This window comes from Pseudobacillus sp. FSL P4-0506, assembly GCF_038003025.1.
In the GTDB taxonomy this organism is placed as follows: Bacteria; Bacillota; Bacilli; order Bacillales; family Domibacillaceae; genus Pseudobacillus.
This window is the reverse complement of sequence record NZ_JBBOOI010000001.1, coordinates 4,017,949-4,035,306: the sequence shown is the minus strand read 5'-3', so window position 1 is coordinate 4,035,306 and position 17,358 is coordinate 4,017,949. Positions and strand designations below refer to the sequence as shown.

The 17,358-nt window shown below is 43.2% G+C and carries 26 protein-coding genes; 25 read left to right on the top strand and 1 reads right to left on the bottom strand.

The features are described from left to right. Positions 1 to 10: 10 nt before the first annotated feature. The 3 genes from MKZ02_RS20060 (at position 11) to MKZ02_RS20050 (ending at position 1,497) form a co-directional block, all read left to right on the top strand. Positions 11 to 388 carry a hypothetical protein gene (locus MKZ02_RS20060; RefSeq protein WP_340855775.1) on the top strand — a complete coding sequence of 126 codons (378 nt, stop codon included), beginning with the start codon at positions 11 to 13 and terminating at the stop codon, positions 386 to 388. 748 nt (positions 389 to 1,136) lie between these two features. After that, entirely contained in the window at positions 1,137 to 1,277 is a 141-nt protein-coding gene (locus MKZ02_RS20055; protein WP_340855772.1) for a hypothetical protein, read from the top strand. Position 1,278: 1 nt separating this feature from the next. After that, positions 1,279 to 1,497 (top strand): hypothetical protein, encoded by a 219-nt coding sequence (locus MKZ02_RS20050; protein WP_340855770.1) that lies wholly within the window; start codon positions 1,279 to 1,281, stop codon positions 1,495 to 1,497. Positions 1,498 to 1,572: 75 nt separating this feature from the next. Here the strand turns inward: MKZ02_RS20050 and MKZ02_RS20045 are convergent, their stop codons facing one another. Next, a complete protein-coding gene (locus MKZ02_RS20045) occupies positions 1,573 to 1,743 on the bottom strand; it encodes a hypothetical protein (RefSeq protein ID WP_340855767.1) in 171 nt (56 codons plus the stop codon). Positions 1,744 to 1,851: 108 nt separating this feature from the next. On the opposite strand from MKZ02_RS20045, the gene MKZ02_RS20040 reads away from it, so the two are divergent. The 22 genes from MKZ02_RS20040 (at position 1,852) to MKZ02_RS19935 (ending at position 17,358) form a co-directional block, all read left to right on the top strand. Further along, the gene (locus MKZ02_RS20040) at positions 1,852 to 2,439 is read left to right on the top strand and encodes a hypothetical protein (protein WP_340855765.1); all 588 of its coding nucleotides are present in this window, start codon (positions 1,852 to 1,854) and stop codon (positions 2,437 to 2,439) included. 73 nt (positions 2,440 to 2,512) lie between these two features. Next, entirely contained in the window at positions 2,513 to 2,794 is a 282-nt protein-coding gene (locus MKZ02_RS20035) for a hypothetical protein (protein WP_340855763.1), read from the top strand. A gap of 58 nt (positions 2,795 to 2,852) precedes the next feature. After that, on the top strand, positions 2,853 to 3,293 hold the full coding sequence (locus MKZ02_RS20030; RefSeq protein ID WP_340855761.1) for a terminase small subunit: 441 nt from the start codon (positions 2,853 to 2,855) through the stop codon (positions 3,291 to 3,293). Beyond that, positions 3,277 to 4,554 (top strand): PBSX family phage terminase large subunit, encoded by a 1,278-nt coding sequence (locus MKZ02_RS20025; RefSeq protein ID WP_340855759.1) that lies wholly within the window; start codon positions 3,277 to 3,279, stop codon positions 4,552 to 4,554. The genes MKZ02_RS20030 and MKZ02_RS20025 overlap by 17 nt, the downstream gene beginning before the upstream one ends. A 157-nt stretch (positions 4,555 to 4,711) precedes the next feature. Beyond that, entirely contained in the window at positions 4,712 to 6,280 is a 1,569-nt protein-coding gene (locus tag MKZ02_RS20020; RefSeq protein WP_340855758.1) for a hypothetical protein, read from the top strand. Further along, positions 6,264 to 6,539, top strand: coding sequence for a hypothetical protein (locus MKZ02_RS20015; RefSeq protein WP_340855756.1), 276 nt, complete (start codon positions 6,264 to 6,266; stop codon positions 6,537 to 6,539). The genes MKZ02_RS20020 and MKZ02_RS20015 overlap by 17 nt, the downstream gene beginning before the upstream one ends. 2 nt (positions 6,540 to 6,541) lie before the next feature. Next, a complete protein-coding gene (locus MKZ02_RS20010) occupies positions 6,542 to 7,381 on the top strand; it encodes a phage minor head protein (protein WP_340855755.1) in 840 nt (279 codons plus the stop codon). Further along, positions 7,378 to 7,563, top strand: coding sequence for a hypothetical protein (locus tag MKZ02_RS20005; RefSeq protein ID WP_340855753.1), 186 nt, complete (start codon positions 7,378 to 7,380; stop codon positions 7,561 to 7,563). Before MKZ02_RS20010 ends, MKZ02_RS20005 begins: the two co-directional genes overlap by 4 nt. After that, the gene (locus tag MKZ02_RS20000; protein WP_340855751.1) at positions 7,560 to 8,006 is read left to right on the top strand and encodes a hypothetical protein; all 447 of its coding nucleotides are present in this window, start codon (positions 7,560 to 7,562) and stop codon (positions 8,004 to 8,006) included. Before MKZ02_RS20005 ends, MKZ02_RS20000 begins: the two co-directional genes overlap by 4 nt. Positions 8,007 to 8,242: 236 nt before the next feature. After that, the gene (locus MKZ02_RS19995; protein WP_223661710.1) at positions 8,243 to 8,824 is read left to right on the top strand and encodes a phage scaffolding protein; all 582 of its coding nucleotides are present in this window, start codon (positions 8,243 to 8,245) and stop codon (positions 8,822 to 8,824) included. Next, entirely contained in the window at positions 8,825 to 9,190 is a 366-nt protein-coding gene (locus MKZ02_RS19990) for a hypothetical protein (protein WP_340855747.1), read from the top strand. 30 nt (positions 9,191 to 9,220) lie between these two features. Continuing rightward, positions 9,221 to 10,210, top strand: a complete 990-nt coding sequence (locus MKZ02_RS19985; RefSeq protein ID WP_340855745.1) for a major capsid protein — start codon at positions 9,221 to 9,223, stop codon at positions 10,208 to 10,210. A gap of 46 nt (positions 10,211 to 10,256) precedes the next feature. After that, the gene (locus MKZ02_RS19980) at positions 10,257 to 10,418 is read left to right on the top strand and encodes a DUF7210 family protein (RefSeq protein WP_340855744.1); all 162 of its coding nucleotides are present in this window, start codon (positions 10,257 to 10,259) and stop codon (positions 10,416 to 10,418) included. Then, positions 10,418 to 10,813 (top strand): hypothetical protein, encoded by a 396-nt coding sequence (locus tag MKZ02_RS19975; protein WP_340855743.1) that lies wholly within the window; start codon positions 10,418 to 10,420, stop codon positions 10,811 to 10,813. Before MKZ02_RS19980 ends, MKZ02_RS19975 begins: the two co-directional genes overlap by 1 nt. Further along, the gene (locus MKZ02_RS19970; RefSeq protein WP_340855742.1) at positions 10,810 to 11,121 is read left to right on the top strand and encodes a hypothetical protein; all 312 of its coding nucleotides are present in this window, start codon (positions 10,810 to 10,812) and stop codon (positions 11,119 to 11,121) included. The genes MKZ02_RS19975 and MKZ02_RS19970 overlap by 4 nt, the downstream gene beginning before the upstream one ends. Then, positions 11,121 to 11,516, top strand: coding sequence for an HK97 gp10 family phage protein (locus MKZ02_RS19965; protein WP_340855741.1), 396 nt, complete (start codon positions 11,121 to 11,123; stop codon positions 11,514 to 11,516). Before MKZ02_RS19970 ends, MKZ02_RS19965 begins: the two co-directional genes overlap by 1 nt. A 4-nt stretch (positions 11,517 to 11,520) precedes the next feature. After that, positions 11,521 to 11,973 (top strand): hypothetical protein, encoded by a 453-nt coding sequence (locus MKZ02_RS19960; RefSeq protein ID WP_340855740.1) that lies wholly within the window; start codon positions 11,521 to 11,523, stop codon positions 11,971 to 11,973. After that, the gene (locus tag MKZ02_RS19955) at positions 11,973 to 13,025 is read left to right on the top strand and encodes a phage tail sheath subtilisin-like domain-containing protein (RefSeq protein WP_340855738.1); all 1,053 of its coding nucleotides are present in this window, start codon (positions 11,973 to 11,975) and stop codon (positions 13,023 to 13,025) included. Before MKZ02_RS19960 ends, MKZ02_RS19955 begins: the two co-directional genes overlap by 1 nt. Continuing rightward, a complete protein-coding gene (locus MKZ02_RS19950) occupies positions 13,022 to 13,465 on the top strand; it encodes a phage tail tube protein (protein ID WP_340855737.1) in 444 nt (147 codons plus the stop codon). Before MKZ02_RS19955 ends, MKZ02_RS19950 begins: the two co-directional genes overlap by 4 nt. Before the next feature lie 77 nt (positions 13,466 to 13,542). Then, positions 13,543 to 13,950: a phage tail assembly chaperone gene (locus MKZ02_RS19945; RefSeq protein ID WP_340855735.1), complete on the top strand. Its 408-nt coding sequence runs from the start codon at positions 13,543 to 13,545 to the stop codon at positions 13,948 to 13,950. A 187-nt stretch (positions 13,951 to 14,137) separates the two neighbouring features. Further along, on the top strand, positions 14,138 to 16,576 hold the full coding sequence (locus MKZ02_RS19940; RefSeq protein ID WP_340855734.1) for a phage tail tape measure protein: 2,439 nt from the start codon (positions 14,138 to 14,140) through the stop codon (positions 16,574 to 16,576). Next, positions 16,576 to 17,358 (top strand): LysM peptidoglycan-binding domain-containing protein, encoded by a 783-nt coding sequence (locus MKZ02_RS19935; RefSeq protein ID WP_340855731.1) that lies wholly within the window; start codon positions 16,576 to 16,578, stop codon positions 17,356 to 17,358. The genes MKZ02_RS19940 and MKZ02_RS19935 overlap by 1 nt, the downstream gene beginning before the upstream one ends.

The window sequence follows — 17,358 nt, the reverse complement described above, 5'->3', positions numbered from 1 at the left end:
GAAGAAGGAAATGAGAGTTTTAGAATATGAAAACATTCCTGAGTTAGAAGGCAAGACAATCGCTTTTACTCATATTGCACAATTTGCGGATAACGTTACCATTGCTACTGAGGATGGGTGTGTAATAGTCATTACACAGGATTTGGATGAGGATTATGGAGAGACAAAGAGAACAAAGGTACTGCCAAAACCTTATGCAGTCCAATATATCGAAGGCAGCAAGTATCTTAGAGAAGAACTATCCAAACGAGGAATCTTTGATATTGAAGCGTATAAAAAGAAGCAGAGAGAACTTGCAGAAAAGAGAAAGGAAGAGTTTCGTATGGCTCAGGAAAAGAAAGAACGAGAGGAATACGAAAGACTAAAAGCAAAATTCAGTGACAAGTGATAGTGTTCATTTATAACTCAAGCGCAATGGGTTAAATGGGTAAATTGGGTAATCTTCGCATTTTTGTTTGGCAGGTGCGAAAATAAGAGTATGAGGGAAATCCTCACACGGTCGATAATCAAACTAGCGTACTCGCCTGGAAAACGAGACGCATCCATGCAACTAAAAGCAATCTTAATACAGGCCGTCTATATGGCGGCTTTTCTTCTTGTAAACTGTCCATTCGTGAGTAACATCCCCCACTTGCGAGTGTCCAGTTTAGATGGAGAAACCTCTAGTGAAGTGCTGGAATAGGTAGACAGTTGAATGCTATATGTTTTCCGAGTATTGAACGTTAGCGGCCACTGATGCTCGGAGCAGAGACGGAACTCCATATCAGACCACATATAGCAAAGGCCAAGTTGTGAGGTGCAAATCCTCACCTTCACTTATGCGCGAAATGTTGACCGATGCGGCATTTTAGCCGGGATAAACATCTTACCTGACAAGATGGCTCGGTCGATCAGGAACAGAATAGCGCACATCAGCCGAAGGATCGGGGTTATCCTGGTCGCCGCTATACTAAAGCGGAAAGTAGGCACTATAAGCGATTGTCACTACCGAGCTCACGCTCCTAATAAAGTGGCAGTCGCTTGCGTTGGCCCGTGATGGGTAGAGAGCACTCGCTTAGGCGGGTGTTTTTCTTTTGTGCTGAGATTATTCCCTGAGTAATACCAGCAGAGAAGAAAATACAGGGGGAGTGAGAACGATGACTATAGGGGAGCAACTAAGGGAGAAACAGAAGAAGCGCCAGGCTAAGGGGAAGAAAGAAGAAAAGATCAACTGGGCAGAACTCATGAGCAAGAAAGACACCTATAAGCGGGTGAATGGCAGGATTAGGAGGAAGTAGGATGGACGATCTAAAGAAACATCGCATACGTAAAAACGGGGATTATACTCCAGATGATGTATTAAAGCAGGCGGCAGATATCATCAAAAAAGTGGGTGCGAAATCTCTTATTGTGTTGGTAGAAGGTGAAGACGAGATGTTATACCGGTACAACACAGGATTAAGCATTACGGAGCTTTTAGGATTATTGGAATTTGCTAAAATGCAAGAATTTGAGTGAGGCGAGGATATGCGCAGAAGGGTTCAGTCTTTTGGTAAATAAAAAAGCTGGCAGCAATCACACTACCAGCAGAGATTAAATAATCTTTTTCATCCCACACTCGCGGCACTCTCTGAGAAAGATGCCGTCTTTCATTGAACTCTTAAACTGAGCATTACCGCAATTGTCGCAGCGGCCAGATATGATGTCGGGGTGGTCTTTGTAATCATAAACAATCGTTAAATCATATTCTTTCTTCTCTTCCATGCTGAATCACCTTTCCTTGGAGTCCAAAGCTTATTTTAGCATGAGGACCAGAAAGGGGAAATCACTTCTTTTGTCGAAAGTAGTAAGCTGACGAAAGGAGAGGAAGAAATGAAATATATCAAATTACTTATTATGACTTGTATGATTTTCTCGATAACATTTACTAGCTTCAATTCAGTTTATGCTAAAGAAAAAAAGTTATCGGGGCTATCTGTAGTAACAAATAAAAAGCATCCGAGGTATTGTGACGGTGTTAAGAAATTTGAGAAGTATAGAAAAAAGACAAAAAAAGGCTTAATAACTATCGGTGACTATGACAATAGCGATAAACGTATATTGCATATTGATGATACCGACGATAAATGTGTCAATAATATAGAAATTTATATTGAAAATACAAAAAAGAAAAGAATAACGGATAAAAAAGCACTAAAGATAATCAAGAGCTATTTACCCAAGAAAAAGAAATTAGAAGAATATTATGAATCGCCGGAAATTCAGAAGTTAAAAAACTCAGATGACAATTTAACTTATTATGCGATCAGCTATCATCACAAAGATTACTATAACAATAACCCCGAGGATTACCCTGGTAATATTCATGCGTATGCTGAATCAGATGAAAGAGGAGTAAAGTTTATTAGAATCAATTGGAAAGCTCCTAGACATTTTATGAACTACGAGAAAATTGAGTGATTTATAGCATCCTACATGGGTGCTCTTTTTTATGTCCAAATACACAAAGCAATTAGCATAAGGAGTGATTAGAATGGACAAATGCCAACATGAGTGGGTTGATATAGAGGACAGCACGAATGATCAAATATGTTCTAAATGTGGTATAAAGCAAATGCAAGCTGTCATAAAGGTGCCTCACCCAATAACAGAATCAATTGTCGATCCTATTCTACAACCCATGGTCACACCAATCATGAGAGAAAAGATTGAGATCGTTAGAGGTGATGGCAAGCGAGTTTCTGTCTATAAGGATGAATGGGAAGAGGAGTTCTGGAAAGCCCAAGGGTTGTATATAAGTCCATTCAACGATTAAAAGCAGCCTAACCGCTGCTTTATTTTATTTAGTGATTAACACAAGGGGTTGATACGATGTGAAACTGACAGAGAAACAGAAGCGGTTTGCTGATTACTATATCGAGACAGGTAATGCTACTGAATCGTATAAGCGCGCTGGATATGGGGAGAAAGGAGCAAGGGCGAATTCTGCTCGTTTGATAGCAAATGATAACATTCGTGCATATATAGACAAACGAATTGCAGAGAAGGACGAAAAGCGGATCGCTAAACAAGATGAGATATTAGCTTATCTAACCAGCGTTATGAGGGGAGAGCACCAGGAAGAGGTTCTCCGCGGCGTAGGTGAAGGAGCTCAAACGATTGATGATATAGATGTGTCAGCCAAAGAAAGAATTAAAGCTGCTGAACTGTTAGGTAAGCGCTATGCAATGTGGACAGACAAGCAAGAGGTCAGCGGTGAAGCAACAGTGAAGTTTGAATACAATTTTGGTGATGAAGATGGAGAAAGTGATTAATCCAGTAAAGCTGTTTCCTCCTAAGTTCCGCTCGTTCTTGAAAGCGAGTAAACAACAGAAATATCTTTACTACGTGAATAAAGGCGGTCGGGGGAGCGGCAAATCATCTGATGTGGCGATGGATATTATTCTCGATATGATGGAGAAGCCGATTAACGCACTGGCTATTCGTAAGGTAGACAATACGTTGGAAGGATCGGTGTACTCGCAGCTTCTATGGGCAATCGATCAATTGCAAGTTAGTCATCTATGGAAAGCGAATAAGTCGCCGCTCAAATTGACGTTCTTACCTAGAGGGAATGAAATATTATTCAGGGGTGCTCAAGATCCTGCTCGTATCAAGTCAATCAAGTCTCCTAAGTTTCCGCTGACTCTGCTATGGATAGAGGAACTAGCGGAATTTAAGACAGAGGATGAAGTGACAACGATTATTAACTCTATCTTGCGTGGAAAGTTGGATGGCGGCTTAAAATACAAAGTTCATTTCACCTATAACCCACCGAAAAGAAAGCAGTCTTGGGTAAACAAGCGGTTTGAAACCTCTATGCTGCCAGATAACACTTTCGTGCTTCATTCAGATTACCGAGATAACCCGTTTATCGCAGATGAGTTTATCGAAGAAGCAGAGGAAGCCAAGCGACGTAACGAATTTAAGTACCGCTGGGAATACCTTGGCGAACCAATCGGAAGCGGTGTTGTTCCGTTCAGCAACCTTGAATTCAGGAAAATTACCGATGAAGAATATAACCACTTTGATAACATCAAACAAGGAATGGACTTTGGGTATGCTACTGATCCGCTCGCTTTTGTTCGCTGTCATTACGACAGAAAGCGGCGTACTTTGTACCTGATGGATGAACTCTATCAAGTGAAACTATCCAACAGAGAAGCGGCTGAGTGGATTAAAAAGAAGGGATACACAGACTTTGAAGTGGTTTGTGACTCAGCGGAACCAAAGTCCATTAACGAGCTGAAGAGTGAACATGGCATTCGACGGGCAACCGGAGCAAAGAAAGGTCCAGGCTCAGTAGAACATGGTGAAAAGTGGCTAGATGATTTAGAAGCCATTGTGATTGATCCAAACCGCACACCAAATGCCGCTCGTGAGTTTGAAAACATTGACTATCAAACGGATCGTGACGGCAATCCTAAGCCGAAGCTAGAGGATAAAGACAATCACATTATAGATGCTCTGCGTTATGCATTGGAAGGTGAAATGAGCAATAAGCGGGCATTTATCAGCGGAGTCAACGCTTGGTAAAAAAAAGTACCGGCCCCACCTTCGCCGAATACCATGATAGCCACGCGTGCTATCCTACCTGATTATTAGTATAAGGATTCAATATTAATTCAATACGACACTTGTCTAAAAGAAATGTAAAGATAGGATAAAGAATTTTAAGGTAGGTGATAAAATCATGATCAATTGGGAGAAGAAAGAATGGAATAAGAACACGATTACGGACGTTCATGGGAACGTCTTTTTTTATCGGGATTTATACGAGGGGAACCATGCACAAATATTCTCCAGAGCAAAGGAATTGATTAGTAAAGGAGAAATCGTGGACAACATTATGGAAGGACCACAGAAAGCACAGAATGTGCAGACTCCTTACATCATGGCGAATATCTCACGGTTAATCCCTGAAATTCCTGCTATGCTGGTTAGCCGCTCTATTGGACAGATTAACTCTTCTTTGAATACAAAAGAGGAACAATTAGCAGCAATGAACAAGGAAACGGCCGGATTGATAGACGGGCCAGAAGGTGATGAAGCGAACAACACGGTGTATGATCTGCAGCAGGAATTAATCGAGCAGATTGTTAAAAATTCAAACCTCACCTTTGAGCATTGGACAAACATCGTGCAGCAACAATTAGACGGCGGTTTAGTTGGTGTTCCATGGATGGATGACGACGGAATCCGGATTGATTTCAAACAGCGTGATGTCTACTTTCCTCATGATGACGGAAAAGGCGTAGACCTAGTGTATGAGCGGGAATTCGACGGTGACCGGTACTTACATGTGTACAGAGAACGGGTGGAAGAAGGGAACTTACTCACGTCCAACCGTCTGTATAGCCTGCCGAAGAGTGGCGACCAATTAACTCCAGTAGATGAAATGACAGCAAAGAGACTGCTCGGCATCGAATTGCTGGACAGAACATTTGAAGGCAGATCCCGCCCTTTTGTAGAGTATTGGGCCAATGAGAAAACATTCATGAATCCGCTCGGTCGTTCGTGTTTGAAAAATCAAGAGGGAAAACAGGATGAAATTAACTGGACATTAACTCGTAATGCTATCACATTTGAGCGGAATGGAAAGCCGCGTATTGCTGTATCAAAAGAAATCTTCACAGCTTTACAGGATGCCGCTCTACAAAGATACGGTCCAGGCGGCGAAAGCAGGATCGATCACAGAGATTTAGAAGTTGTCACCTTTGATGACGAAGGGAAGGCCATGGAGATCATTCAAATTGATGTAACCAAGATTGGTGATCTTACATGGGTGAAAGACTTAATGAAACTCATGCTCATGGAAACCAGCACATCTGAAAAAGCAGTGGACTTCTATTTAGGTGAAGGAAGCAAACAAGCCGCTCAGTCGGGGATAGCGAAGTTTTACGACTTGTTTGTCTCTCTGACGAAAGCGGAGCAGGTTCAAAAGGAATATGTCTACTTCCTGCAAAACCTGATTGAAAACTGCTTATGGTTAGCCAATCAAGATAATCCAGCGGTGCTCATTGAGCGTCCAGAGATTCACACAAAGGCTATGGTGCCAATCAGCAGACAGGAACTATTAGAAGAGAATTCCAAAGCTTACACAGATGGCATACAATCGCTTGAAACAACAATCAAAGCCATTCACCCTCATGCCGCTGATGACTGGATACAGGAAGAAATAGAGCGGATCAAAGCAGAGGATGAAATTGACGATAATCCTTACCCGGATGATGGAGGGGATGAAGGTGACCCGGTACTATAACTATGAAGAAGCAGTAAAGATCATGGAAACTGGTCAAATAATGGGCGGTGGTGCTGATTTCGATTACTATTTCATGTTGAATGACAAGGTCAGAGGTGGATGGAGCTGTAATGGCGATATTCATGAGGTTGACGAAGAAAGAGAAAAAGAGAAGTTCTTTTATGTAATCGACGGCATGACAAATGAACGCTATGCTATCTGGTGGACTGAGGGGATAGCTGAATTTGTGCCACTGTCCGAGTGGCAAGATGGTGAATAGCTATGATCGACAACGAACGCTTACAAGATGAACTGGAAGAAGATCAAAACTCACCCGAAGCAAAAGCACTTGCAGCCGCTCTCCTTGCTGCTCTCTCTATCCAGGTATATAAAACCTATCGCTCCTATGCAAAAGACGGCATCTTATCTAATCGTGAAATGAACCAGCGGAATCGCAAGAAAAAGTTCTTCCAGTCCATTTCAACCACTCTTGCGAGTCATTACAGCCAAGTAAAAGAATTGGTGTTAAACAAAGCACTAGGCGGCTTTAAACATGCCTATGGGCGGTACATGGAGGAATACTCAAAGGTAGTCGGCTGGGAACTTGGTCGGGAACTGGCAGAGAAAACAATCCAGGAGCAAATGAAGAAGGGGTATCCGCTCAACAAAACGATGACCTACAACCGAAGAAAAACACTCAAACAGCTGCGCCGCTCTTTTCAGGAAGGTTGGAAGAAAGGTGAAACACAGGACCAGCTCATGAAACGAGTGGAAGAAGTTATCGGCTCGGATAAGAAGCGGATCAAGAATATTGTGAAGCATGAAACGGGACGGATGCAGTCGTTGGCTCAAATAAAAACCATTGAAAAGGCTAAGAAAAAGGGTGTACGAATACAAACCCAATGGTGTGCTTTGAGGGATGCAAGAACACGCCCGTCACACCGATATTTACATGGCCAGAAATCAGATGAAGAGGGCTATTTTTATGTAGCAGGCGCGAGAGCAAGAGCCCCGCGCCTATTTGGTATGCCGTCCGAAGATTGCAACTGCCGCTGTTACTTAAAGATCATCAGCATATCGGATAGCGTTGACTTTGATGATTGGGTGGAGGGAGATGAATGAAGGCTCTAACAAGAGAAGAGTTGATAACAGCCATTAATGCCAACTTCAACGAGGGTGAGATCGTATTCCAGAATGACGGTATGCTAGACAAGATATTCGAACAGTTAGGTCATGATTACTTTATAGAAAACAACCGCTGGGAACGATTCAAAACTAATCCGGTGTGGGAGGAAAAGAAATGACTAAAACAATCACTATGCCGCTCGAAGAATATGAGCAGATGCAAAAGGAAATTGAGGATATAAAGTCAGATCTGAAAAAGAGAGATGTTCGCAACTTTATTAGGTGGGATTGGGAGAGCATAGGGCATCAAAGAGCGGAAGTTTGGGTTGACTATGAAGCTATTCGTGACTATGTTGGTAAAGATATTCGATATGCTGGTGCTCGCTTTGTAGAAAAGAATCCAGAACGCTTTACGGAGAAACTTCACACAGGAGAAGTCGTCCTAACTAGTGAGCAAATGGAACAGTTCGATAAAATTAAGAATCAGCCGCTCCAAGCATTTCCGGATAAACCGATGAACATTACAATCAACTGCACCTGCAACCACAAATCCCCCGAAGAAATTGCGCGGGAACTAGTGAAGAACATTCAGAAATATACTGACGTAGGCTCACACACATGAAACCAATTATTCAATTGCTTCAACAACAACAATCCGCTTTCTTGAGAATGTGGTCAAGGGAAATGAATCATGGTGAACGAGTGCATAGAAGCTTTGTGAAGTCGCTAAGATAGCGGCTATTTTTTATGTCCAATCCATGATGACTCTAAAAGCTGTGGATCGACCGCACAGGCGTTACGTGTGTAATCCAATCGGTGACAATACATCGTTAAAAAATGTAGGAGGTAATGAAACAAATGAATAGAGAATTTTTAAAAGGTTTGGGACTAGAAGAGGAAGCTATCAATTCCATTATGGCTGAACACGGGAAGACAGTGAACACAACTAAAGAGGAGCTACAAACCGCTCAAACAGAAGTGAAATCGTTGAAAGATCAACTGAAAGACCGTGATACGCAGCTGGAGGAGTTAAGCGGAAAAGCAACTGGAAACGATGAGTTGAAAGCGCAAATTGAGGCGTTGAAACAAGCAAACCAAGCGAAAGCCGCTGAGTACGAGCAGAAGCTGCAGAAACAAACCTATGACTATGCGTTAGACCGCGCACTCATGAGCGCAAAGGCACGCAATCCGCTCGCTGTGAAAGCTTTGTTGGATACGGATGCCATTAAGCTGGATGGCGATAAGCTTCTTGGTTTAGATGACCAGCTGAACAAGTTGAGGGAGTCTGACGGTTATCTGTTTGAAGGAGAAGCAGAACCGCCAAAGCCAAGTGGATACACACCAGGCAGCGGGCAACGTGGAAACAATCCAAAACCAAAGGATGCTTATGAAGCAGGAAAACAAAGAGCCTTAGAGCGACACCAAAAGGAGGAAAAATAAATGAATTTACAGCCACAACGTGACACGATTATCGGTCAAAAGGAATTTTTACGAAACACTGTCGGCATGGAATTTAAGACTGCTGGCTTAACGCTGGATGCTTCTAAATTTACAGCCGGTCAATATGTAAAAGCAGGGACAGCGGTATTTAAAAACGAAACGAGCGGCTTATTTGAGCCTGTTCAAGCAGATACACCAGAAACAATGCTTGCTGCTTGCTTAACATCCCATGATGTAAAAGTCATTGCTGGTGTAAATCCTGTTGTCGGCGGTGTGATGGGTGGGCATCCTATCGAGTCCAAGTGTACAGGTGTAACGGATAACTTCAAAGCGGCTACAAAAGGCCGTTTAACATTCGATATTTAATTAAACTAACAAAGGGAAGAGGTAGAGAATATGCCATTACATTTAGATGAATTCGGAAAAGAACAATTGACAGGATATGTGCAGAATATCCCTCCGGCTCGTGAGTATTTACTGAAAAACATTTTGCCGATCGAGCGGACATACGACATGCAATTTGCTTACAACGTGATTGATGGTGCATATGCAGAAGCTGCCAGCATCACAGGCTGGAATGCTTCCGCTCCTTTGCGTGACAAGCCAACACTTGCTCGTGTGTACGGGGAGATTGCGAAAATCCAACACGAAGAAAAACTTGACGAGTATGAACTGTTGAAATTCAACCGCCCTCGTTCAGATGCAGAGCGCGCCCAAGTCATTGAATACGTATATAACATGACGGACCGATTATCAGAAGGTGTAGATGACCGGGAAGAATCTCTTCGAGCGGCCGCTATTTACGAAGGAGAGCTGCATTACGAAGACAAAGAAAATGACGTTAAAATTGATGTTGTTTTCGATATCCCTGCTGGCAACAAAATCACAGTTACAACCAAGTGGGACCAAGCGACAGCAAAACCTTTATCTGATCTGCAAGCGGCGGTTAAGCAATTCCAATCCAAAAACAACCGTAAAAAACCTATTGTCATGCACATGACATCCGCTACAGAGGCACTCTTGCTTCAAAACGAGCAAATCTCTATACAGATTAACGGAGAAGCGAACAAAGGGCGTCTTGTTACTAGTCAACAAATGCAGAATGTGATTACTTCTCTGGGGTTGCCACCATACGCCATTAATGATGACGTGATTGTTGAAAATGGCGTTGAGAAACCTTTGTTACCAGATGGAAGAATTGTTTTGATCGGTACTGACATCGGAAAAACTTTCTTGGGTCCAACAGTTGAAAATAATTATGAGCCTGGCAAGTTTGTTCAACCAGAAATCTTCACAAACCCTCCGGGGCAAGGAATCATCATTGGTGAAGCGGCGTTCCCTGCATTGACTCGACCGCAAGCAATCGTACATTTAAACGTACTGTAAGAGCCTTTAAACGGGCTCTTTTTCTTTTTGTAAAGGAGGTTAGAACATGTATATCGCAAAAACAACTCTTCTTCATAACGGCAAAATCATTCCTATTGGCGAAGAAGTGGATTTAACCGCTCAACAAGCAGAGTCTTTAGGTGAACTAGTCGAGAAAAAGGAGCAGCCGAAACAGCGGAAGCAACGGAATAAAGAAGGTGACGAGTAATGTACAGCTTTCAAGAGGTCGATGATTACTTGCACAAACTCGCTTATACAGAAGCTTATACAGCGCTAGACCAAGCAGAGCGGGAGAAGGTAGTATTTACCGCTCATGAATTGCTTGTCACTTACATTGCAGAACCGCTTATTACAACCAAGATTATCGCCATGCAGGTGATGTGTGCGTTGAAAAGCAATGACGGTGATCTGTCGGCTATCGACCAGCTGCAGAAGAAAGGTGTCAAATCTTATTCGCTTGAAGATGTATCTGTCACTTTTGCTGGTTCTGACTCTGCTACCTATCAATCATGGTGGGCGAATTATCCCGGCGTCTGTCCGGATATACTTGCGCTCCTTGCTAAACAGTTGAATCCCGGTGCTTATGTAGGTCGGTTAATATGATTATCACGAATCAAACAATCCGAATCGAACACAAAGCGGGAGAGGACAAGTATGGAGAGACCATTTATGATCCGCCTGTTGAGTATCAAGCAAGAGTGACGGATAAGATCGAGGAAGTAAAGAACCAGCTGGGCAAAGAAGTCATCAGCAACATGCACTTTCTATTGAAAGGGCTGGTAAAGGTGGGCTATGACGATAAGATCACCTATATCAATGAAAATGGTGATGTATTCACCCGCCTGCCGCTTAGTTATGAACCGAAGCGTGGATTAGACGGAAAAACAGTGTATACGAAGGTGTATTGCTGATGATTGAGCTTAAGAATTACGGAGAATCCATGCGGGAGTTAAACAGGCTGCCTTATGAGTTGAAAAACGCCGCTGTAGATGGAATGCATGCCGCTCTCCAGGAATGGATGATGGAAGCAAAGAAAGTAGCTCCTATAGATACTGGTAACCTAAAAAACAAAATAGAAACTGAAATAAACCGGGCTCAAATGGAAGGTGCGTTAATCTCAAACTCCTATTCGAGCACCAATTTTAATTATGCCTATTATCAGCATGAAGTCGGTAGCAAGAAAGGTTATCGTCCAAAGAAGCCAGGTAAATCTCTTGAATGGCTGAAAGTAACGAACGATCCTGACCGCTCTCTCGAAACCGTGGAGCGGACAATCATACAAAAAATGAGAGGGAAAGGATGGTGATTGCATGAAAACACTGACGTTATTAGACGCGCTAGAGCTGTTTTGTAAGCAGGTGTTACCTACAACAGAGATAGCGCTCTTAAACCTTCCAAAAACTCCTCGGAGTGACCTATTAGTGATGATGAATCCTGTGCCAGAGGAAAGAACGATCAATGGCATTCAGACACGCATCGTCACTACGTGGGATGTGATTTATTTTCACAGTCACGCAGCAAGAGTGGTAGAAGGTGCAGATAAACTCCGTCGAGCGTTTGTGCATGGCATCACTATTCCCTTCATGGATGAACAAACGATGCGATATATCCGCATTCAGGCGTTCAATCCAAGCCCGATGAACGAAAACGAAAGCGACTTAAATTATATTCTCTGCAAATTAGAAACCGTGACAAGTGATGTCTTGTCGGTTGAGCGGTTTGAAGCGATGCAGGAAATTGCATTTAACAAGGAGGTTAGATGATGTCATTTACAAACATGGATAAAGGCCGGCCGGGCGCTTGGTTCAACTTCAATCAAGTAGTTGAAGAAGCCATTGAAGGATCGGACGGAGCGGTGGCGATTGTGAAGAAAGATTACAATGCTACTGCTACGCCGGGTAAGGCTTATGAGTTTACTAATTTAACAGAAGCCAAGAATGTCATTGGAATATCGAAAATAGATGATATTCGACGGGCGTTTACGGGTGGGGCTAGTAAAGTAATTGTATACACATTGAAAGCTCCAGAAGAACCAGCAACAGAATACGACTATACAGGCGCCCAAACGGCGCTTTCTTTGCGTTTCTTTGAAGGCGTGTCATTTGATCATCCGCTCGATACTACAGCCGTAACAAGTTGGAAGGATTGGGCGACAAAACAAGCAACAGAGGAACGGTATTTGCCTGTTTTTTATGGCGTAGATGATGACACAGACACAACAGCAGGGATTGCTCGGGCTGCTGCTGATAAAAGTGAACTGGTGGCTACTGCAATCAATGCGCCAGTATTTGGTGATGTAACTTGGAAGTCTTGGGAAGCGGCTAACTGGCTCGCTGGCAAGTTTGCATCCACGCCACTCTCTCAATCTCTCACATATGCAGAGGTAGAAGGAGCAACGGATGTGTCTGTTCGTCTGACAAACGCCCAGATCGTTGAGGCGTTATCCAAAGGAGCAATGGTATTCGAATACAACGGGCGTAAGGTGCGCCTTGTTAGAGGGGTTACAACTGCTGGTACCTCACTTAAAAATCTAGCATTTAAACAGGCGTTTACCCGTGACATTAAATTCTATTTGGAAGAAGTGTTCATTGGTAAGGTTCCGAATGGTCCAAATCAACGATTGTCAGCGGAAGGGAACCTGAAATCAAAATATATGCAGCTATACCAAGATAGAGAAGTCATTGATTCAGATTGGTCGCTGAAAGTCCTCCCAGGACCTCAAAAACAACAAGTCATTGTAGATGTGGTTGCTACTGACCTTGAAACAATGGAGGAATTCTATATCACGGTGTCGCAAGGAGGTAATAAGCAATGACCAATCCAAACCAAGCTCATGAAGCCTTTTCCGGCACATATGCAAAAATATATGAAAACGGACGGTGGCTGGCTCAATTCCACGGAATCGAAGTAAAAGTGGAAGCGAAGTATGATGACGTTCCGCAATCCGGCAAATTAAATGCAGGTAAAAAGTTTGTGGGATTCGAAATTACAGGGTCTATGAAAGGGTCACAATATGGCTCTGAATTCATCGAGCGGTTATCTGCAGCGAAAGACCCGTCTGTTCCTCCGCTTGTTACTAATATGACGATGGTCAATGAAGACCCAGCCGCTCGTGGTCCATACAAAGTGGAAGTCACAGGCATTAAATTTACATCTTGGCCGGTGTTTATTGCTGAACACGGAGCAGTTATTGAACATGATTTTGAATTTACAGCAGAAGATTACGAAATTTTGGAGAGTGTGAAGGATCTATAATCACACTCTTCTTTTATGAAGTGAAGGGCTGGTAAAGTGCTAGCTCTTTTATTGTTTAAAACAAGGAGGAAAACAATATGAGTCAAGCGATTTTAGGTGAATGGTTACAAAAGGATGTACGCAGACGCAAGAAAGAGTACTTCCCGCGTGTAGGGAAAGAGATTGAATTAGCTTCCCTTACTTGGGACGAACAAAAACTACTGACTAAAGAACACACGATTGTTTTAGGTGGTGGCAAGACTAAGTTCCTTCAAGAAGAATATACGACCGCTTGGATGGCCTCTCACATTGTCGCGATTGACGGGCAACCTATTAACCTACGAGATAAAGAAACCCTCAAAGCAAACGGTCTCAAGGATACAAATGAAGCTATAAGTCGTATGTTCACAATTGCCGAGATTAACAAAATTCTTGAGACCATTAATGAAATCTCCGGTTCATCAGAGGAAGAAGAAATTGAAAAGGTGGAAGAGCTAAAAAACTAATGAAAAGCGACTATATGATGCGAATGGCACACAACGTTAGGATAAACACCAAGAATAAATACGACATTATAGACTTCTTAACAATGGATCCATTACGCCGTCGCACATTGGTCGCTTCTCTTATATTAGAGGCTGAAGAAATAGAAGAAGTAAGAAAAAATAGTGGTGATAAAAGGTAGGTGACGGCATGGCTTTCGATTTAAGAGCGGTATTTAAGCTACAGGATAGTTTTTCTCCTGTAGTGAAAAAAAGCTCAAACGAAATGAAAAAGATGTTTAAGCAGGTTGAGAGAATCAACCGGCAGTTTCGTGAAATGAATCAAATGGCGGCGAAAGCAGGACAGACTATCAACAAAGTGACGCAAAACGTCAACCGCTCTACTCAGTCAACCCGTCGCCTATCATCCTCATTCAGAGACGCACAACGTAATGCGCAGCGTCTTTCGGATTCAACATCAAGAGTTAGACCGCCAAGGCCAGACAGGCGCTTAAGCGACAACCTGCGTGATTCTAGACGTCAGTCTGATAACTTACGAGACAGCTTAAGGCAATCTAGCCAACAGTTAAGAATAGTAAACAGGCAAGCTGAACAATTAAAGAGCCGTTTCGATGCCATTGGAGCTTTAGGAAAGATAGGGCTTGCTATTGGTGCTCCTGCAGGTGCTCTTGCTGCCGGTGGAGGCATCATTGGTACGGGCATGGCGTTTGAAAAACAAATGAGTCGTGTAGGCGCTCTTAGTGGTGCCACTGATAAGCAACTACAAAAACTGACCGAAACAGCCCGAGAGCTTGGCAAAGAGACAAAATATACAGCTACTCAAGCAGGAGAAGGTATGGAGTACTTGGCGATGGCTGGTTGGAAAACCAACCAAGTTATTTCAGCTATGCCAGGTATGTTGAACTTAGCGGCTGCTGGTGCAATGGAACTTGATAGGGCTGCAGACATTACATCTGATGTGATGACAGCCTTCGGTTTGAGTGCAGACAAAGCCACTCATTCCGCTGATGTATTCGCCTATGCACAAGCCAACGCAAACACCAACGTTGAGCAAATGGGAGAGGCTATGAAGTATATCGCTCCTATGGCTGATACGATTGGATGGAGTTTAGAACAAACAGCTGCTTCTCAAATGGTGCTAGCAAACGCAGGTTTGAAAGGTACGATCGCTGGACAAGCCTTCGCTTCTTCATTAGCTCGTTTAGCAGAACCGGCCAAATCAGCACGTGAAAAGATGGAGGACCTTGGAATCTCATTTTTTGACGCGAAAGGCGAAATGATGTCGCTACCAGAAATGATTGCTGAATTAGAAGAAAAGCTCGATGGCTTGACGACGAAAGAAAGACTCGGAGCGCTGAAAAAGATATTCGGTGTAGAATCATTCAAGCATTGGGCTATCTTATTAAAAGCCGGTTCCAAGGAACTGCAAGGATTAACAACAGAGCTCGAAAATGCTGATGGTGCAGCAGCTAAAATGGCGGAAAAACAACTTGATAATGTTGCTGGTAAGTGGGAAATCTTCAAATCGGTTATGTCCGAAGCTGCTATATCTATTTATGATAAGTTGCAGCCAGCTTTAGGCAGCATTATTGAAAAAGCCACTGAATTAGCTGAAAAAATCCCTGCTGCTTTTGATAAGTTTATGAAAGTGTGGGGGCCATTAAAAGAAGGAATTATCGGCGTAACTACTGCCATTCTTACTTTTAAGGCGGTTATGATCGGAATGACTATTATCGGAACTGTTACCCGGTTAATTGAAGCGTGGAGAGCAGGAACACTTCTTATGACGCTTGCTCAAATGGGGCTAAATACTGCTATGTTAGCCAATCCGGTCACATGGGTTGTTGCAGGGATTGCTGCGCTTGTTGCTGCAGGTATTCTTTTGTATCGTAATTGGGATACAGTTAAAGAGAAAACAATCCAACTATGGAACAAACTTAAAGAAGCTGAGGGCGTTGTAGGTATTGCCTTAACCCCTATTAAACTATTGGTCGGAACAGCAGCAGAGTTAGCTAGTGGATGGGATAAAACCCGTTCAGTATGGGAGAATGTGTGGTCTGCTATGCAACGTGCAGCAGCAGCGGCTATCAATCCGATTATAGAAAAGATCAACAGTTTGATTAATTGGATGAATAAGATACCAGGTGTAAACATCGGTGAAGTAGGTAAGGTTAGTTGGGGAGAACAAAGGCCGAAGGGGAATAAGAACCATAAACCTAAGAAAGTTAAACCGATGCCACTGACTCGTCAACCTCGCTTTGTTCCTAGAACAATTGCGGATCCTGGTAGACCAGGGTTTGCAACAGGACTAGAACGAGTGCCGTTTGACAATTTCCCTGCAAACCTTCACCGTGATGAAGCGGTATTAACAGCTCAACAATCAGAAACACTACGCAAACTCGGGGTATTAAGGTCTAATGGCAAACGGCCGGTACTTGATACTTCTGCCTTTGACGGCAAAAAGGCTAGCGCATCCACTACAAAGAATACAGGAACAGCCGCTCCAACAAAACAGCATATCACCATTAACGGCGGTATCACAATCAACGGAGCGCAGAAAACAACAAAACAAATGGCGCGAGAACTGGTTCAACAAATCCAGCATGTCATTAGTGCAGGTGGTGCGTAATGAGAAAACCAATCTATGTATCGGCGTGGGAGATCGGCAATTCATCATCCAACGTCGTTTTTCCTGTGCCTCCAGAAAGCTTTCCAACAGAAGTTGGAGGCAAGGCAGAAGTGATTGAAATACTCGGCGCAGGAGAGCGGACGGTGTTTGGCGGTTCGAAATTAGACCGCTTTACACTGGAATCTTTCTTCCCTGATCATTATGATCCGTCTTATGTGGTCAATGCACCTGGCACCTATAAAATACCGTCGCTATCCATCGGCAAGCTCCGTGAATGGTGTGATAAAGAAGTCCCTCTGCAGCTCTATTCCAAAGCAGGAGGGCTTAATCGTTCTGTGGTGATTACTCAATTAAACTATGACAACGAGCGGGCCGGTCACATTGGGGATGTATGGTTTACGGTAGAGTTTGTGAATTACAAGCCGCCAACATTCCGAAAAGTGGCGATTAAAAAGAGCAATGGAAAGACTCCGGCTAAGCCAGCACCGTCAACAAGCAAGAAGCCACAGCCTAAGTTACCAGCAGTGCATACGGTGAAAAAAGGTGAAACATTAAGTGGCATTGCAAAGGTTTACTATGGCACGGCGGATTACGTGACTGTCTACAACGCTAATAAAAAACTGATTGATGCAGCTAACAAAAAAGCGAAGATTAAGGCAAAGTACAATATCTTTCCTGGTCAGAAGCTAACTATTCCAGCAAAGAAAACAGTAGGTACAGGCGTGACAGCTACGCCGAAGGAGGTGGGGACAGGGATGATAAAAGTTTCTTCGAAAAATTAA

Bases quoted from the DNA above. Each gene is read 5' to 3' on its own strand.
- MKZ02_RS20060 (WP_340855775.1), top strand. From the start codon at position 11: ATGAGAGTTTTAGAATATGAAAACATTCCTGAGTTAGAAGGCAAGACA.
- MKZ02_RS19990 (WP_340855747.1), top strand. From the start codon at position 8,825: ATGAATTTACAGCCACAACGTGACACGATTATCGGTCAAAAGGAATTT.
- MKZ02_RS19955 (WP_340855738.1), top strand. From the start codon at position 11,973: ATGTCATTTACAAACATGGATAAAGGCCGGCCGGGCGCTTGGTTCAAC.
- MKZ02_RS19975 (WP_340855743.1), top strand. From the start codon at position 10,418: ATGTACAGCTTTCAAGAGGTCGATGATTACTTGCACAAACTCGCTTAT.
- MKZ02_RS19980 (WP_340855744.1), top strand. From the start codon at position 10,257: ATGTATATCGCAAAAACAACTCTTCTTCATAACGGCAAAATCATTCCT.
- MKZ02_RS20000 (WP_340855751.1), top strand. From the start codon at position 7,560: ATGACTAAAACAATCACTATGCCGCTCGAAGAATATGAGCAGATGCAA.
- MKZ02_RS20005 (WP_340855753.1), top strand. From the start codon at position 7,378: ATGAAGGCTCTAACAAGAGAAGAGTTGATAACAGCCATTAATGCCAAC.
- MKZ02_RS19985 (WP_340855745.1), top strand. From the start codon at position 9,221: ATGCCATTACATTTAGATGAATTCGGAAAAGAACAATTGACAGGATAT.
- MKZ02_RS19950 (WP_340855737.1), top strand. From the start codon at position 13,022: ATGACCAATCCAAACCAAGCTCATGAAGCCTTTTCCGGCACATATGCA.
- MKZ02_RS20055 (WP_340855772.1), top strand. From the start codon at position 1,137: ATGACTATAGGGGAGCAACTAAGGGAGAAACAGAAGAAGCGCCAGGCT.
- MKZ02_RS20050 (WP_340855770.1), top strand. From the start codon at position 1,279: ATGGACGATCTAAAGAAACATCGCATACGTAAAAACGGGGATTATACT.
- MKZ02_RS20020 (WP_340855758.1), top strand. From the start codon at position 4,712: ATGATCAATTGGGAGAAGAAAGAATGGAATAAGAACACGATTACGGAC.
- MKZ02_RS19960 (WP_340855740.1), top strand. From the start codon at position 11,521: ATGAAAACACTGACGTTATTAGACGCGCTAGAGCTGTTTTGTAAGCAG.
- MKZ02_RS19970 (WP_340855742.1), top strand. From the start codon at position 10,810: ATGATTATCACGAATCAAACAATCCGAATCGAACACAAAGCGGGAGAG.
- MKZ02_RS19965 (WP_340855741.1), top strand. From the start codon at position 11,121: ATGATTGAGCTTAAGAATTACGGAGAATCCATGCGGGAGTTAAACAGG.
- MKZ02_RS19995 (WP_223661710.1), top strand. From the start codon at position 8,243: ATGAATAGAGAATTTTTAAAAGGTTTGGGACTAGAAGAGGAAGCTATC.
- MKZ02_RS19940 (WP_340855734.1), top strand. From the start codon at position 14,138: ATGGCTTTCGATTTAAGAGCGGTATTTAAGCTACAGGATAGTTTTTCT.
- MKZ02_RS19935 (WP_340855731.1), top strand. From the start codon at position 16,576: ATGAGAAAACCAATCTATGTATCGGCGTGGGAGATCGGCAATTCATCA.
- MKZ02_RS20025 (WP_340855759.1), top strand. From the start codon at position 3,277: ATGGAGAAAGTGATTAATCCAGTAAAGCTGTTTCCTCCTAAGTTCCGC.
- MKZ02_RS20035 (WP_340855763.1), top strand. From the start codon at position 2,513: ATGGACAAATGCCAACATGAGTGGGTTGATATAGAGGACAGCACGAAT.
- MKZ02_RS20045 (WP_340855767.1), bottom strand. From the start codon at position 1,743: ATGGAAGAGAAGAAAGAATATGATTTAACGATTGTTTATGATTACAAA.
- MKZ02_RS19945 (WP_340855735.1), top strand. From the start codon at position 13,543: ATGAGTCAAGCGATTTTAGGTGAATGGTTACAAAAGGATGTACGCAGA.
- MKZ02_RS20040 (WP_340855765.1), top strand. From the start codon at position 1,852: ATGAAATATATCAAATTACTTATTATGACTTGTATGATTTTCTCGATA.
- MKZ02_RS20010 (WP_340855755.1), top strand. From the start codon at position 6,542: ATGATCGACAACGAACGCTTACAAGATGAACTGGAAGAAGATCAAAAC.